The 14,638-nt window shown below is 71.2% G+C and carries 13 protein-coding genes, 2 tRNA genes and 1 pseudogene; 1 reads left to right on the top strand and 15 read right to left on the bottom strand.

From position 1 onward, the window contains the following. From G3I19_RS37000 to G3I19_RS36990, 14 genes and pseudogenes are all read right to left on the bottom strand, one after another. Positions 1-367 (bottom strand): annotated as a pseudogene (locus G3I19_RS37000) (hypothetical protein); the annotation flags it as partial. After that, positions 364-1,320 (bottom strand): ComEA family DNA-binding protein, encoded by a 957-nt coding sequence (locus G3I19_RS26490; RefSeq protein WP_239074843.1) that lies wholly within the window; start codon positions 1,318-1,320, stop codon positions 364-366. The gene G3I19_RS26490 and the pseudogene G3I19_RS37000, both read right to left, overlap by 4 nt. A gap of 480 nt (positions 1,321-1,800) precedes the next feature. Then, on the bottom strand, positions 1,801-2,646 hold the full coding sequence (locus G3I19_RS26485) for a DegV family protein (RefSeq protein ID WP_164266221.1): 846 nt from the start codon (positions 2,644-2,646) through the stop codon (positions 1,801-1,803). A 174-nt stretch (positions 2,647-2,820) separates the two neighbouring features. Continuing rightward, positions 2,821-3,627 (bottom strand): hypothetical protein, encoded by an 807-nt coding sequence (locus G3I19_RS26480; protein ID WP_164266220.1) that lies wholly within the window; start codon positions 3,625-3,627, stop codon positions 2,821-2,823. 136 nt (positions 3,628-3,763) lie between these two features. Beyond that, the gene (gene leuS / locus G3I19_RS26475; protein WP_164266219.1) at positions 3,764-6,679 is read right to left on the bottom strand and encodes a leucine--tRNA ligase; all 2,916 of its coding nucleotides are present in this window, start codon (positions 6,677-6,679) and stop codon (positions 3,764-3,766) included. A gap of 382 nt (positions 6,680-7,061) precedes the next feature. After that, positions 7,062-7,134 (bottom strand) — tRNA-Ala (locus tag G3I19_RS26470). 85 nt (positions 7,135-7,219) lie between these two features. Continuing rightward, positions 7,220-7,453, bottom strand: a complete 234-nt coding sequence (locus G3I19_RS26465) for a hypothetical protein (RefSeq protein WP_018103228.1) — start codon at positions 7,451-7,453, stop codon at positions 7,220-7,222. Between the two features lie 336 nt (positions 7,454-7,789). Next, positions 7,790-7,862: transfer RNA gene (locus G3I19_RS26460), tRNA-Ala, on the bottom strand. A gap of 112 nt (positions 7,863-7,974) precedes the next feature. Further along, positions 7,975-8,628: a histidine phosphatase family protein gene (locus G3I19_RS26455; RefSeq protein WP_164266223.1), complete on the bottom strand. Its 654-nt coding sequence runs from the start codon at positions 8,626-8,628 to the stop codon at positions 7,975-7,977. Then, on the bottom strand, positions 8,625-9,080 hold the full coding sequence (rsfS, locus tag G3I19_RS26450) for a ribosome silencing factor (RefSeq protein ID WP_164266218.1): 456 nt from the start codon (positions 9,078-9,080) through the stop codon (positions 8,625-8,627). The genes G3I19_RS26455 and rsfS overlap by 4 nt, the downstream gene beginning before the upstream one ends. Before the next feature lie 95 nt (positions 9,081-9,175). Further along, entirely contained in the window at positions 9,176-10,948 is a 1,773-nt protein-coding gene (locus tag G3I19_RS26445) for a LytR C-terminal domain-containing protein (protein ID WP_164266217.1), read from the bottom strand. A 19-nt stretch (positions 10,949-10,967) separates the two neighbouring features. Further along, positions 10,968-11,564, bottom strand: a complete 597-nt coding sequence (gene nadD, locus G3I19_RS26440) for a nicotinate-nucleotide adenylyltransferase (protein ID WP_164266216.1) — start codon at positions 11,562-11,564, stop codon at positions 10,968-10,970. A 46-nt stretch (positions 11,565-11,610) separates the two neighbouring features. Further along, a complete protein-coding gene (locus tag G3I19_RS36995; RefSeq protein WP_203600253.1) occupies positions 11,611-11,772 on the bottom strand; it encodes a hypothetical protein in 162 nt (53 codons plus the stop codon). Between the two features lie 81 nt (positions 11,773-11,853). Next, on the bottom strand, positions 11,854-11,997 hold the full coding sequence (locus G3I19_RS36990) for a hypothetical protein (protein WP_203600251.1): 144 nt from the start codon (positions 11,995-11,997) through the stop codon (positions 11,854-11,856). A gap of 115 nt (positions 11,998-12,112) precedes the next feature. Here G3I19_RS36990 and G3I19_RS26435 point away from each other — a divergent pair, with 115 nt between their 5' ends. Beyond that, positions 12,113-13,243 (top strand): M48 family metallopeptidase, encoded by a 1,131-nt coding sequence (locus G3I19_RS26435; protein ID WP_164266215.1) that lies wholly within the window; start codon positions 12,113-12,115, stop codon positions 13,241-13,243. Here the strand turns inward: G3I19_RS26435 and G3I19_RS26430 are convergent. Beyond that, entirely contained in the window at positions 13,240-14,328 is a 1,089-nt protein-coding gene (locus G3I19_RS26430) for a hypothetical protein (protein ID WP_164266214.1), read from the bottom strand. The two genes, G3I19_RS26435 and G3I19_RS26430, sit on opposite strands and share 4 nt — an antisense overlap. Positions 14,329-14,638: the final 310 nt, after the last annotated feature.

Genomic DNA, 14,638 nt, shown 5'->3' with positions numbered 1-14,638 from the left:
GCCGTCCCGGCTGGTCGGGCCGGACGGGTTGGTCGGACCGGACGGGCTGGTCGGACCGGACGGGCTGGAGGGGCTGGTCGGGCTGGACGGGCCGGACAGCTCCTGCTCCGGCCCCGAGCCCCCGCACTCGGCCTTGCCCTCGCCACTGCCCTCGCCCCCGTGTCACGGCCGCCGCTACCGCGGCCATGCCGAGACACACCGTGGTGAAACAGAACGCCCACCAGCCCGGTACCGCGACGGACAGGGCCGCGGCGGCCCAGGTGGCCAGGGCGGGCGCCACCAGCCGCAGGTCGGCGGGGCCCTCCTGGCGGGGGTCGGCCGCACCGAGGCGGTGGCCCGACGCCGTATGAACTGCCGCGCGTGTCATGGCCGTACGAGGGGCTGGAGGTCGGAGAAGCGCCGGTCACCGATACCGGTCACCTGCCGGAGCTCGTCGACGGAGGTGAACCCGCCGTGCTCGGTGCGGTAGTCGATGATGTGCTGCGCCAGCACCGGGCCGACACCGGGGAGGGTGTCCAGTTGCTCCACGGTGGCACCGCTGAGGCTGACCGGCCCCGCCGTGTCGGCGGCGGGGGCGCCCGGTCCGCCCGTACCACCGCCGGTGTTTCCGCCTGCGGTGCCTGCCGGTGCGGGCGGGCCGCCGACGATCACCTGTTCACCGTCGGTGAGTACACGTGCCTGGTTGAGCCCGGAAGTGTCCGTGCCCTCCTTCACCCCGCCCGCCGCCCGCAATGCGTCGGTCACCCGCGATCCGGCGGGCAGCCGCTGGATTCCCGGCTTCCGGACCTTGCCACTCACGTCGACGACGATCCGGGCTGCGGCCGCCCCTGGTCGCGTGGGGCCCGTCCCCGGCACCGGGAGAGGTCCGGCTGACGACAGCGGTCCTGGGGCCGGGTGAGGCCCGGTCGGCTGTTCGCGGTCGTCGGCGGACCGTGATCCGGCGCCGGGCAGTCCCTCGCCGACCACCGCGGGCGCCTGGACGGACTGCGGGCGCCCCGACCAGAAGTGCTGGGCGGCGAGGGCCCCGGCCGCGACGAGCACGAACGCGAGCGCGGCGAGCGTCCTGGGCGTCAGACCGCAGCGTGCCTGCACCCAGAGCGGCAGCCGCTCCCACAGGGCCTCCCCCGCACGGGCCACCGCCCCGCCCATACGGCCGGGACCCGGCACACCATCGCCCGACCTGCCACCGCCCGGCGGACCACCGCCAGGTCGTCCGCCACCATCCGGCGCATCACCGCCCGGTCGTCCGCCGTCACCCCGCCTCCCGCGACTGCCCACCCGGTCCGGTGCAACTGGCTTACCGCCGACGGGATCAGCCAAGGCGGCGGAGGCCGCCGGAACAGAAGCGGCGGACAGAACAGACGGGTCCGACGAGACAGCCGAGACAGGCCCAGCAACTGAAACAGGCCCGGCAGCCGAATCAGGCGCCACAGATCCCGCAGGCTCGGCAGGCAATGCGGGCTCCACAGGCAGTGCGGGCTCCACAGGCGGCAGTGCAGCGGACCGCGCCGGAAAGAGGGCCTCCGCGCGGACACGCAGCGCCTCATCGGGCTCCGGCCGCCGCCCCCTGAGCCGGGTGCGGCGGCGCGAGCCGGTGTGGCGGGTGCGGCCGTCCGATGCCGGGGCCCGGCCGGGACCGCTGGTCGCGGAACGTGACGTGAGCGTGCGGGAAGTCATGCCACGAGACAGTAAAGACGTCTGCGCAATCTCGTTGATCAAGGTCAATTACGGTGGAAACACCGAGACTTGTGGATATCCCGGCCACCCGAACGAGAGAGTCCGGTTGCGCGGTGGATCCGCTCAGCGGGGCGAGATCACAACCCCGAGCAGCCCGGGACCCGTATGCGCGCCGATCACCGCGCCGACCTCGCTGACGTGGAGATCCACCAGCCCCGGCACCCGTTCCCTCAGCCGCGCGGCGAGCGCGGCCGCCCGCTCGGGCGCCGCCAGATGGTGTACCGCGATGTCCACCTGGCCGTCCCCCGCCCGCTCGGCGGCGATCTCCTCCAGCCGGGCGATCGCCTTCGAGGCCGTCCGTACCTTCTCCAGCATCTCGATGCGGCCGCCGTCGAGTTGCAGCAGCGGCTTCACAGCGAGAGCCGAGCCCAGCAGGGCCTGTGCGGCGCCGATCCGGCCCCCGCGGCGCAGATAGTCCAGCGTGTCCACGTAGAAGTACGCGGACATCCCGCCTGCGCACTTCTCCGCTGCCGCCACCGCCTCGTCCGGCGAGCCGCCCGACTCCGCCGTCCCGGCCGCCGAGAGCGCGCAGAAGCCGAGGGCCATCGCGACCATGCCGGTGTCGACCACCCGGACCGGAACGGGCGCCTCCCGAGCCGCCAGCACGGCCGCGTCGTACGTACCGGAGAACTCGGACGACAGATGGAGCGAGACGATGTCGCTCGCACCCGCGTCCGCGGCCGCCCGGTAGGCGGTGGCGAACATCTCGGGGCTGGGGCGGGACGTGGTCACCGAGCGTCGCTTCTGCAGCGCCAGCGCCAGGGCGCGGGCCGAGGTCTCCGTACCGTCCTCCAGGGCGCGGTCCCCCAGGACCACCGTCAGTGGCACGGCCGTGATGTGGTGCCGCGCCAACGTCTGCTGCGGCAGGTAGGCCGTGGAATCGGTCACGATCGCGACATGGCGGGACATGAGCCGGAGATTACCCGCAGGTGCGGGGACCCGGCAGCGCGACCCCTCACCCATGCCGACGCCCGGGTCCCCAACCGTGCCGACGCCCGAGTCCGTGCCCGTCCCGACGCCCGGGTCCCCACCCGTCCCGACGCCCGGGTCCCCGCCCGTGCCGGAGGTCCTTTCGACGGTCACTCAGGTGGTGCTCTCCGGGCGCGCGGCCTTCTGCCACGGGTAACGCTGCCGACGGCCCGGGTCCGTGCCCGTGATCGCGTCCGGCCCGGTCCTGTGGCCCGCACCGCTCCCGCCCGCGGTTCCTTCACCGGCCGACGACCAGCGCCCCGCGTCGGCCGACGAGCCGGGGCCCGAGCCTGCTGCGCCTGCGCCGGTACCAGAACCGGCGCCCGAGCCGGAGCGTGCGCCCGGCCGCCGCGCCTGCGGATCCCCGTCGTCCGCCGGTGTCGTCCAGTGCCGGAGCGCCCCCGCCTCCACATCGATCTGCTCGTTCAGGGCGACCAGGTCGTCGTCGGCGAACTTCCGCGCCCGGTCCCTGGCGGCCCAGCGCAGCGCGTCCGCCGAGTGCGTGATCTGTTCCGTACGCTCCCGGAGGGCCGGCAGCCGCTGTCCGAGCCCGGTCTTGTCCGGTTCGCGCTCCAGCCGCCGCAGCTCCGCGTCCAGCTCCAGGCCGTGCGCGCTGAGCCGCTCGAAAAGGGTCAGCGTCTCGCGCAGCGACTCGTCCTCGGCCACCCCCGCGTGCAGGGCGTCCTGGGTGGCCCGCATCGACGTGCGCAGCGAGAGCCTCAGCTGTGCCAGCTCACCCGCGGCGCCCGGCTGGCCGTAGCTCTTCGCGCGCAGCGCGGTGTCCTCGACGGAGCGCCGGGCCTGCGAGATCGTCCGGTCGACGCTCCGCCTCGCGGCTCCCACCACCTTCACCGTCGCGTACGCCCCCACGCCGAGGAAGACGAGGAACAGCAGCACCAGGATCAGGATCACGGCTTCCATGGGGCGTCCCTCGGTTGTCGGACTCGGTACCTCCACGGTAAACGGAAAGGGCAGGCTGAGGGTTCCATCGGAACCCCCAACCTGCCCGTAGGGGAAACCCCGGGGCAGCTCACGCCCGCCCCCGGATCAGCCTCACTCAAGCCGGAACGATGTTCACCAGCTTCGGCGCCCGCACGATCACCTTGCGGATCCCGGCCCCGCCCAGCGCCGCGACCACACCCGGGTCCGTCAGCGCCAGCTTCTCCAGGTCCTCGTCCGAGATCGAGGGGGAGATCTCCAGCCGCGCCCTGACCTTGCCCTTGACCTGGACGACACACGTCACGGTCTCGTCCACGACGTACGCCGGGTCCGCCACCGGGAAGTCCTGGTGCACCACGGAATCGGTGTGCCCCAGCCTCCGCCACAGCTCCTCGGCGATGTGCGGCGCCAGCGGGGCGACCAGCAGCACCAGCTGTTCGGCGACCGTGCGCGGCACCGGGCCGCCCGCCTTGGTCAGGTAGTTGTTCAGCTCGGTGACCTTGGCGATCGCGGTGTTGAACCGCAGCCCCGCCATGTCGTGGCCGACCCCGTCGATCGCCTTGTGCAGCGCGCGCAGCGTCTCCTCGCCGGGCCCCGTGTCGGTGACACCGGCCTCGCCGGTCTCCTCGTCCACGACGTTGCGCCACAGCCGTTGCAGCAGCCGGTACTGGCCGACCACCGCGCGGGTGTCCCACGGCCGTGAGACGTCGAGCGGGCCCATCGCCATCTCGTACAGACGCAGCGTGTCCGCGCCGTACTCCGCGCAGATCTCGTCCGGAGTGACCGCGTTCTTCAGGGACTTGCCCATCTTGCCCAGGACGCGGCTGACCTGCTCGCCCGCGTACCAGAACGCGCCGTCCCGCTCCTCGACCTCGGCCGCGGGCACCGCGATTCCACGGCTGTCGCGGTAGACGAACGCCTGGATCATGCCCTGGTTGTACAGCTTGTGGAACGGCTCGACCGACGAGATGTGCCCCAGGTCGAACAGCACCTTGGACCAGAACCGGGCGTACAGCAGGTGCAGTACGGCGTGCTCGGCGCCGCCGACGTACAGGTCGACGCCACCGTGCGGCTGGCCCTCGCGCGGCCCCATCCAGTACTGCTCGATGGCCGGGTCGACCAGCTTCTCGCTGTTGTGCGGGTCCAGATAGCGCAGCTCGTACCAGCAGGAACCGGCCCAGTTCGGCATGGTGTTGGTCTCGCGGCGGTACTTCCTGACGCCGTCGCCCTGCCCCAGGTCCAGCTCGACGTTGACCCAGTCCTCGTTGCGGGACAGCGGGGTCTCGGGCGAGGTGTCCGCGTCGTCCGCGTCGAAGGTGCGCGGCGAGTAGTCGTCCACCTCGGGCAGTTCCAGCGGCAGCATCGACTCGGGCAGCGGGTGCGCGATGCCGTCCTCGTCGTAGACGATCGGGAAGGGCTCGCCCCAGTAGCGCTGGCGGCTGAACAGCCAGTCGCGCAGCCGGAAGTTGACGGTGCCCTCGCCGACGCCGCGCTCGGCCAGCCACTCGGTGATCCGCTCCTTGGCCTCGGCGACGCCCAGGCCGTCCAGGGAGATGTCGTCGTGGGTGGAGTTGACCAGCTTCGCGTCGTAGGAGCCGAAGGCGTCGTCCCAGGTGGCAGGGTCGAGACCGCGGTCGTCGGACGGCTCGACGACACAGCGCATCGGCAGCTCGAAGGCGCGCGCGAAGGCGAAGTCACGGCTGTCGTGCGCCGGGACGGCCATGATCGCGCCGGTGCCGTAGCCCATCAGCACATAGTCGGCGATGAAGACGGGGACCTGCTCGCCGCTGACCGGGTTGACCGCGTACGCACCGGTGAAGACGCCGGTCTTCTCCTTCGCGTCGGCCTGCCGCTCGACGTCCGACTTCGATGCGGCGAAGGCCCGGTACGAGGCGACGGCATCGGCCGGGGTCGCGTGGCCGCCGGTCCAGACGCCGTGCGTGCCCTCGGGCCAGGCGTCCGGGACGATCGACTTCTCGCCGGAGATCAGCTCGTGCTCGGGCGCCAGCACCATGTACGTGGCGCCGAACAGGGTGTCCTGGCGGGTCGTGAAGACCGTGATGGGGTCGGAGCCACCGCCGACCGCGAAGTCGACGCGGGCACCCTCGGAGCGGCCGATCCAGTTCCGCTGCTGCAGCTTGATCGCTTCGGGCCAGTCCAGCGCGTCCAGGTCGGACAGCAGCCGGTCCGCGTACGCGGTGATGCGCATGTTCCACTGGCGCAGCTTCGCCTTGAAGACGGGGAAGTTGCCGCGCTCGGAGCGGCCGTCGGCGGTCACTTCCTCGTTCGCCAGGACGGTGCCCAGGCCCGGACACCAGTTGACCGGGGCGTCGGACGCGTAGGCCAGCCGGTACTCGCTCAGCAGGTCGGCGCGTTCCACGGCGTCCAGCGCGCTCCACGCACGGCCGCCGGGGACCGGGCGCTCACCGCTCTCGAACTGGGCGGCCAGTTCGGCGATCGGCCGGGCCCGCTGGGCGTCCCGGTCGTACCAGGAGTTGAAGATCTGGACGAAGATCCACTGGGTCCACTTGTAGTACTCGGGGTCGATCGTCGCGAACGACCTGCGCTTGTCGTGGCCCAGCCCCAGCCTGCGCAGCTGGGACTTCATGTTCTCCATGTTGGCCTCGGTGGAGGCCCGCGGGTGGGTGCCGGTCTGGACGGCGAACTGCTCGGCCGGCAGCCCGAAGGCGTCGAAGCCCAGGGTGTGCAGGACGTTGTGGCCGGTCATCCGCTGGTGCCTGGCGTAGACGTCGGTGGCGATGTAGCCCAGCGGGTGGCCGACGTGCAGGCCGGTGCCCGAGGGGTACGGGAACATGTCCATGATGAACTTCTTGGGCCTGGCCGCCATGGCCGGGTCGCCCGCCAGGTCGCCCGTGGGGTTCGGTGCGTCGTACGTGCCGTCGGCGTCCCAGAAGTCCTGCCAGCGTGCCTCGATGTCGGCGGCCATGGCAGCGGTGTAGCGGTGGGCTGCGGCCACCTCGGATGAGGGCCCTCCCGCGCTTGCGGCAGCGGGGGAAGAATTCGTCTCGGTCATGATCCTCAAAGCTCCATCGGTCGTCTCTGCCCGCGATCCTCATGGCTGTGGCGCCTGTGGCACCAAACGAAAAAGCCCCTCGCACAGGAGGGGACGCCGCGCTGATGCCGACCGGGGACACTTCATCGGTCGGGACTGATCAGCGCGGCTCACTAAGCAGGAGGCGTACGGCACGCATGGCGTCAGGGTACCGCAGGCACCGTACGGCCCGTGCGGACACCTGGCCGCGACCAGCTGCCGCGCGTACGCGGACACCTGCACGAGAGAGACAGGAAGACAGGAAAACACGAAGGCACGGAGGCACGGAGGCGCAGAGACACGAAGAAGCGGGCCACCCGATTCGGATGACCCGCTGCTGTCCACCTCGTACGAGGTCTCACTGTGGAGCTAAGGAGAATTGAACTCCTGACCTCCTGCATGCCATGCAGGCGCTCTACCAACTGAGCTATAGCCCCGTGCTGTCCGCCGTTCTGCGGGGTCGCCCCCTCGGCTCCGCCAACATTACCGGTCCCCCGTTGCTCCGCCAAATCCGTTCCCCGGTCAGGCGGTGGCGAAGGAGTAGAACCGCTTCAGCGTGCAGTGCTCCTCCAGGAGCCGGCCATAGATCGGCTCCCCCTCCAGCTCACGGTAGGTCTCGATCGGGTCGCCCTTTATGATCAGCGCCCGCGCGCACTCCTCGCACCAGTACTGGTAGTCGGCGTTGACCGGATCCATGTCCCTGACGATCGGCGTACCGCTGCCGCACCAGTCGCATTTCCTCCTGTGTGCACCCATCAGTCAGCTCCAGCTGTGGCCGCGGGGCGGGCAGTCGGGACAGGCCGGACGGGCGGGCGGTGAGGGGCAGTTGAGCGGGGTCACGCGGCGGGGACGGGCGTGGGCCGCCGTCCCGCCGGCCAGGGCACGGGCGCGATCGAGCATGCTCGCGGGCATCGCGCTCTCCCCTCCCTCCGGGCCGGCGTCCCACCGGCGCTCCGATTCTGCCATGACCCCGCAAGAGGGACAGTGGTGTCGGCGGACGGACAAACGGAGTCCGGGGCGGGGCTGACGAAAAATCCCGCCCCCTGATGGGGACGGGATTTCTCCTTGCTCCGGCCTTGGAGCTTCCGACTGTGGAGCTAAGGAGAATTGAACTCCTGACCTCCTGCATGCCATGCAGGCGCTCTACCAACTGAGCTATAGCCCCGCTGTTCGCTTCGCTCGCTGCATTCTCTGCGTTCTGCGGCGCGAACAAGAAGAACTTTAGCCTGCGACCAGCCGGAAAGTGAAATCCGCCGGGGTGCCACGCACGGGGGTGCTCAGTCGTCGTCGCCGAGGACCGGCTCGGGGAGCGTCCCGGCGTTGTGCTCGAGGAGCCGCCAGCCGCGCGCGCCCTCGCCCAGCACGGACCAGCAGCAGTTGGAGAGCCCGCCCAGGCTCTCCCAGTGGCGCGACTCCAGACCGAGGAGCCGGCCGATGGTGGTGCGGATGGTGCCGCCGTGACTGACGACGACGAGCGTCCCGTCGTCGGGCAGCGCGTCGGCATGGCTGATGACCACCGGGGCGGCCCGGTCGGCGACCTCGGACTCCAGTTCGCCACCACCGCGGCGCACGGGCTCCCCGCGCTTCCACGCGGCGTACTGCTCGCCGAAGCGGGCCATGATCTCGTTGTGCGTGAGCCCCTGCCAGCTGCCCGCGTACGTCTCACGCAGGGCGGCGTCGTACGTGATGTCGTGGCCGGTCACGGCCCCCAGCTCACGGGCGGTGGTCGCCGCCCTGCTGAGGTCGGACGCCACGATCGCGTCGGGCTTCATCGAGGCGAGCAGCCGGGCGGCCCGGCGCGCCTGGCCGACACCGGTCTCGGTCAGCTCGATGTCCGTGGAGCCCTGGAAGCGGCGCTCCAGGTTCCACGCGGTCTGGCCGTGCCGCCAGAGGACGATACGGCGGCCACGGCCGCCCGTGGTGCCGTTCAGTGCAGCTCACCGTCCAGGCCGGCGTCCGCCTCGTCGGCGTCGGCGCCGTTGAGCCGGGCGTGCTCCTCCGCCTTGCCGCGGGTCTTGACGGCGTCCTCGGGCAGGGCGATCTCGGGACAGTCCTTCCAGAGGCGCTCCAGCGCGTAGTAGACGCGCTCCTCGCTGTGCTGGACGTGGACGACGATGTCGACGTAGTCGAGGAGGATCCAGCGGGCGTCGCGGTCGCCCTCCCGGCGCACCGGCTTGGCGCCGAGCTCCTTGTTCAGCCGCTCCTCGATCTCGTCGACGATCGACTTGACCTGGCGGTCGTTGGGCGCCGATGCGAGCAGGAAGGCGTCGGTGATCGACAGCACATCGCTGACGTCGTACGCGGTGATGTCGTGCGCGAGCCGGTCGGCGGCCGCCTGAGCGGCGGCGTTGATGAGCTCGATGGAACGGTCCGTGGCGGTCACTGGCAGGCTTTCGTCGGCGGTCGTGGAGTACCCCAGGGTCTCACGGACCGCCGACGGTCCCGCAATTTATGGTCGCCAGGACCTGGCGAGGGTCTTCAGCCCGTCTTGTAGTCCTGGCCCAGCACCACTGTGACGTCCGCGTTCGCGGCGGCCTTGCTCTTGCGGACCGATCCGGCCGGCAGTCCGAGCGTCTTCGCCACTTCCTCCGCCTTGGCCTTCTGGGCCGCGTCGCCATAGCTGACCTGCGACGAGGCGGTGACGCTCGCGGTGCCGCCGACGACGACCGAGTAGCCGCCGTTGACGAGGGCGATCCTGGCGCTCTCCGTCGTGGCCGTCCGGCCGCTGGCGTTGCTGATCCCCACGCTCGTGGCGCCGCCCTGGTCGGGCGCCTTCACCGAACCGCCGAGTACGTTCTTGACCACACCGGCGCTCGCCTGTGCGCTGAGCGTGCCGTCGCTCCCCACGGGCAGCAGTTCGGTGCTGTAGTCGCCCTTCTTGGCGTGTGCGGCGAGCTTGGCCAGGAACGCGCCCAGGTCCTTGTCCGACAGGGACGGGTCCATGATCTGCAACAGGTTCTTCATGATGGCCGTGGCGGCCTGCGGGTCGTCCGAGATCTTCTTCAGAACGCCCTGCATGACCTGCCCGAACCGCTCCAGCTGCTTCGCCTCGGGCTCGCCGGGCGCGCGGTAGGTGGAGTACGCGACCGCCATCTGGCCGCTGAGTGTCTGGTCCTTGCCCCGGTGCACCAGCGGCTCGGCGCCCTTCTTGGTGTCCGGTACGTCGACGTCGGTGTCGACGTCGATGTTGCCGATCATCTCGACCAGGTTCTCCAGATACGGGGTGTCGAGCCGCCAGGTGCCGCCGATCTTGGCGCCGAGGAGGGTGTCGAGCGAGTCCCTGGTGCCGTCCGAGCCGTCGTCGTCCACGGACTTGCCGAGGGTGGTCGCCGTACCGTCGTCGTTCGACACCGAGAGGGAGTTGGGCAGCAGGAGCGTGGTGCCCTTGCCCGTGGTGACGTTGTCGACGAGCAGCGCGGTGGAGGTGCCGCCGCTCTTCGTGTTGTGCAGATGGACCACGATCGCGTTGCGCTGCTGCGCCCCGGAGGCCGTGGCGCCGCCGTCGCCGGAGCCGGAGATCCCGGGCAGTTTGCCCGCGTACCAGAGGTAGCCCACACCGCCCGCGACGACGAGCGCCAGCACGACGACGAGGGACACGACGCGGGTACGGCCCCGGCGTCTGGCCTCCTCGCGGCGCTCGGTGCGGCTCTCGGTGAACTTCAGCCAGTCGATGACGTCTTCGGAGTCCTCGTCGGGCTCCTCGATGAAGGAGAACTGCTCGGTCCGGTACTCGCCGTCGTCCGGCGCGGGACGGCGCTGACCTGGCACGGCACGCTGCGGCCGCTCATCGGGGGACTGCGGCCGCTCGGGCCGGGACCGGGGCTGGGGCGGCGGCTGGTGCGTCTGCGGGGACTGGGGCTGGGGCTGCTGAGACTGCGGCTGCTGGGGCGGGGCCTGCGGCGCCTGGCTCTGCTGCGGGATCCACTGCTGGGTGGTGTCCACCGCGGGCTGCTGCCCGGTGCCGTAGTCGTAGCCCTGGCTCTGGCCCTGGTCCTGGCCCTGATACGGCCCGGACGGGGGCTGCTGCTGCGCGTACGGGTCGTATCCGTACCCCGGAGCCTGCTGGTGCTGCCGGCCGTACGGGTCGTACTGCTGCTGGGGCTCCTGCGGCTGCTGGGGCCGGTGCTGCTGCTGACCCTGCTGCGGCTGCACCTGCTGGTACACCGGCTGCCCGTAGTCGTCGTACCCGACGAGCTGCATCGGCTGCCCGTACTGGTCGTACTGAACGTAAGGGTTCTGTCGGTCGTTCAACGGTGCCCCTCTCCGCGGCTCATTCGCCGCGGTACAGCTGGCGCTTGTCGATGTAGCGCACCACACCGTCCGGAACCAGATACCAGACCGGGTCCCCCTGCTCGACCCGGGCACGGCAGTCGGTCGACGAGATCGCCAGGGCGGGCACCTCCACCAGGGAGACACCGCCCTCCGGCAGACCGTCGTCCGTCAGGACATGGCCCGGCCTGGTCACGCCGATGAAATGGGAGAGTGCGAAGAGCTCTTCGGCGTTCCGCCAGGTGAGGATCTGGGAGAGCGCGTCGGCACCGGTGATGAAGAAGAGATCCGCGTCGCTGTTGAGGTGGCGCAGATCCCGCAGGGTGTCGATGGTGTACGTCGGGCCGCCGCGGTCGATGTCGATACGGCTGACCGAGAACTGCGGGTTGGACGCGGTCGCGATGACCGTCATCAGGTAGCGGTCCTCGGCCGGGGAGACGGTCCGGTGGCTCTTCTGCCACGGCTGACCGGTCGGGACGAACACGACCTCGTCCAGCTGGAACTGGGAGGCCACCTCGCTGGCGGCCACCAGGTGTCCGTGGTGGATCGGATCGAATGTCCCGCCCATCACGCCGAGACGCCTCTTCTGCTCTCCCATGCGTGCAGACCCTACTGGCCCGGCACCTGCCCGTCTGCGCCCCGGGTCAGCGGTCGCGGTTGAAGCGGGTGGTGATCCACAGCAGCAGCAGGAGCGCGAGGAGCGCGCCGCCACCGGTGATGTAGGGGCTGAGGCTGGGGTGGTTGCCGCCGTGGCCGCTCTCGGATGCGAGGGTGGCGAGGCTGGCGGTGGTGCTGTGGAGGCTCATGGTCAGCAGGACCTATCCGGGAGTCGGAGCGGGGGCTTCGCGGACATCGTATGCGGGCCCGCCGGGCACGCTCACGCCGACTCAGTCGTTGTCGCGATATCCGCGCAGGAGAAACCAGGCGAGCAGGACAGCCCCGACAAGCAGGACAACCAGCAGGACCCGCAAGGTGTCGCCCGGCCCCTGCTGGTTCGTCGCAGCGGCGAGCAGTGTGGTCGCGTCCGGCATGACGGGTGCGCTCCTTCTCGGTGTAGGACCCCCGCCACACGGTAGCCCCACCGCATACGCTGGAGCCCGCCAGGGGGACGAGCAGAGCTCGATGACGGAAGGCAGGGGGACATTCATGACGGACAGCGGTCACGGAAGCGGTCACGGGAACAGCCAAGAGAACGTGCCGGGCAGGAAGCGCAGGCGCTTCCAGGGCATCTCCTCACGGGCGTACGAGCATCCGGCGGACCGGTCGGCCCTGGTCGCGCTGCGCAAGCTCACCGGTTTCGACACCGTGCTCAAGGCGCTCAGCGGGCTGCTGCCCGAGCGCAGCCTGCGGCTCCTCTTCCTCTCCGACTCGGTGCGGGTGAGCGACGCCCAGTTCGCGCACCTCCACGTCATGCTGCGGGACGCCTGCTACATCCTGGACCTGGAGAAGGTCCCCGCCATGTACGTCACGCAGGACCCCCGGCCGAACGCCATGTGCATCGGTCTCGAAGAGCCGATCATCGTGGTCACGACGGGCCTGGTCGAGCTCCTCGACGAGGAGGAGATGCGCGCGGTCGTCGGCCATGAGGTGGGCCACGCGCTCTCCGGCCACGCCGTGTACCGCACGATCCTGCTCTTCCTCACGAGCGTCGCGCTGAAGGTCGCCTGGATCCCGCTGGGCAATGTGGCGATCATGGCGCTGGTGACGGCGCTGCGCGAGTGGTTCCGCAAGTCGGAGCTCTCCGCCGACCGGGCGGGGCTGCTCGTGGGGCAGGACCTCCGGGCGTCGATGCGCGGCCTGATGAAGATCGCCGGCGGCAACCACCTGCACGAGATGAACGTCGACGCGTTCCTGGCGCAGGCCGAGGAGTACGAGGCGGGCGGCGACCTGCGCGACTCGGTGCTCAAGATCCTGAACGTGCTGCCCCGCAGCCACCCGTTCACCACGGTGCGCGCGGCCGAGCTGAAGAAGTGGGCGGAGAGCCGGGACTTCCAGCGGATCATGGACGGGCACTACCCGCGGCGCGACGAGGACAAGGACACCTCCGTCGGCGACTCCTTCCGGGAGTCCGCTTCGCACTACGCCGACACGGTGCGCACCAGCAAGGACCCGCTGATGAAGCTGGTGGGCGATATCGCGGGCGGCGCGGGCGACCTGGGCGACAAGCTGCGCGGGAAGTTCACCGGCGGGGCGGGCGGCGGTGCGAAGGGCGACGCCGGAAAGGGCGACGGGCCGGCCGAAGGACCTGCCGGCTCGGAAGGACCGGCCACGAGCTAGAGAGACGGCTGCGTCCCGGCCGCGAGTGTCCCGCACAGCGAGGTGGCCCGCTGCCCGGTGGCGTACGGGTCGGTGCCGGCCGGGCCGCCGTCCGACGCGTGCTCTCCGGCGAGCAGCGGGCGCAGCCGGTTCACCGCGTCGGCCGTGCAGTTCTGCGGCCCGGCCTCCACATCGGCGAGCGTCACATGCGTCTGGCGCAGCCGCAGATCCTCGGCGGCGAAGCGGAAGTGCACCTCGCGGTGGACGGTGAACAGCGATGCGCCGTCCGCCTGCGCGGGGCCGGCTCCGGCGGTCCGGGAGGCGGCCGGCCTGAGCGGGTAGACGAAGGTGTGGTCCGCGATCACCTCCAGCGTCCGGTCCGCCGCCTCCGCGTACCGCAGCTCGCCCGTGACCCGTACGCCTGAACCCGCGAGCGCCACCTGCGCGGGGTCGAAGCGCACCAGCCAGCCGGTCGCCGCGTGCAGCCCGTCGGCCGATGGGGCGGCCATGCTCCGGTTGAACTGCGTGTACTGGTCGGGGGCGAGCAGGTCCCTGAGCTGCTCCGCCGAGCCGCCCATCAGCACCGCGGGGTCCAGCGATGACGTCACGACGTACTGCCGGGCGATTTTCAGCGCGTCCCGTACGTCGCTGTAGGCGAAGTGCGCGGTCGCGCGGGCACCCGGCACATTGACCCCTGATGCGCCGGTACGGAACGCGGCCGCCGGGCTGTGCGCGAAGAGCCCGGCCGGTGTACCGCCCGGCACCGCGCCGCGGGGTGCGAGCGGCACGACCACGCTGTGCAGCGGCTGGGCCCGGCTGACCGGCGGGGGCCGGTACGGGTGGTGGATGCCCATGAAGACGGCGGTGCCGAAGGCCAGCACCAGCAGCGCCAGTGCCACGAGCAGGCGTCCGGGGCCTCTGCGCGGCCATCCGGCGCGGCTGCGGACGGCCCGGGCGTGCCGGCCCATCCGCTCCTGCGCGGAGAACTCCTGGAGCCGGGCAGCCCTGATGAACGATTCGTCGAAGACGACGGACCGGTACTCGTCGTCGCCACCGCTGGGCAGGCCCTCGGGTGACCCCTCGGGTGGCTCATCGCGCCCCGCCATACTTTGAGAGTAGGTCGCGGCGGGGCTGCCTAAACGCCCCGGTACGTGCCAACTTCCGGGCGGCCCGCACCCCTCGGCCGCGCGCGGACGTGCGGGAGCCGTGCCCGGCGGGGGTGAGGGGGCCGGAGGCCGTCGTCAGGGCGTACGCGGAAGGGCCGATGCGGGCGGAGCCGAATGGCCCAGCGAGTGGCCCGCCGAGCGGTCGGCGGAGTGCTCGGCCGAGTGTCCGGCCGGAACGGACTGCGACGGTGCGGGCCGGGTGACGTCCGCGCCGCCCTGGACGGCGCCGACCCCGGTCATCACGGGCGCG

It is taken from the genome of Streptomyces sp. SID10853 (genome assembly GCF_010548145.1).
GTDB lineage: Bacteria > Actinomycetota > Actinomycetes > Streptomycetales > Streptomycetaceae > Streptomyces.
Note: the sequence above shows the minus strand (reverse complement) of the source record. Positions and strands in the feature narration are given on the sequence as shown.

Coding starts and splice junctions, on each gene's coding strand:
- nadD (WP_164266216.1), bottom strand. CDS start 11,564: ATGGGAGAGCAGAAGAGGCGTCTCGGCGTGATGGGCGGGACATTCGAT.
- G3I19_RS36995 (WP_203600253.1), bottom strand. CDS start 11,772: ATGAGCCTCCACAGCACCACCGCCAGCCTCGCCACCCTCGCATCCGAG.
- G3I19_RS26430 (WP_164266214.1), bottom strand. CDS start 14,328: ATGGCGGGGCGCGATGAGCCACCCGAGGGGTCACCCGAGGGCCTGCCC.
- G3I19_RS26465 (WP_018103228.1), bottom strand. CDS start 7,453: ATGGGTGCACACAGGAGGAAATGCGACTGGTGCGGCAGCGGTACGCCG.
- G3I19_RS26485 (WP_164266221.1), bottom strand. CDS start 2,646: ATGTCCCGCCATGTCGCGATCGTGACCGATTCCACGGCCTACCTGCCG.
- leuS (WP_164266219.1), bottom strand. CDS start 6,679: ATGACCGAGACGAATTCTTCCCCCGCTGCCGCAAGCGCGGGAGGGCCC.
- G3I19_RS26480 (WP_164266220.1), bottom strand. CDS start 3,627: ATGGAAGCCGTGATCCTGATCCTGGTGCTGCTGTTCCTCGTCTTCCTC.
- G3I19_RS36990 (WP_203600251.1), bottom strand. CDS start 11,997: ATGCCGGACGCGACCACACTGCTCGCCGCTGCGACGAACCAGCAGGGG.
- G3I19_RS26435 (WP_164266215.1), top strand. CDS start 12,113: ATGACGGACAGCGGTCACGGAAGCGGTCACGGGAACAGCCAAGAGAAC.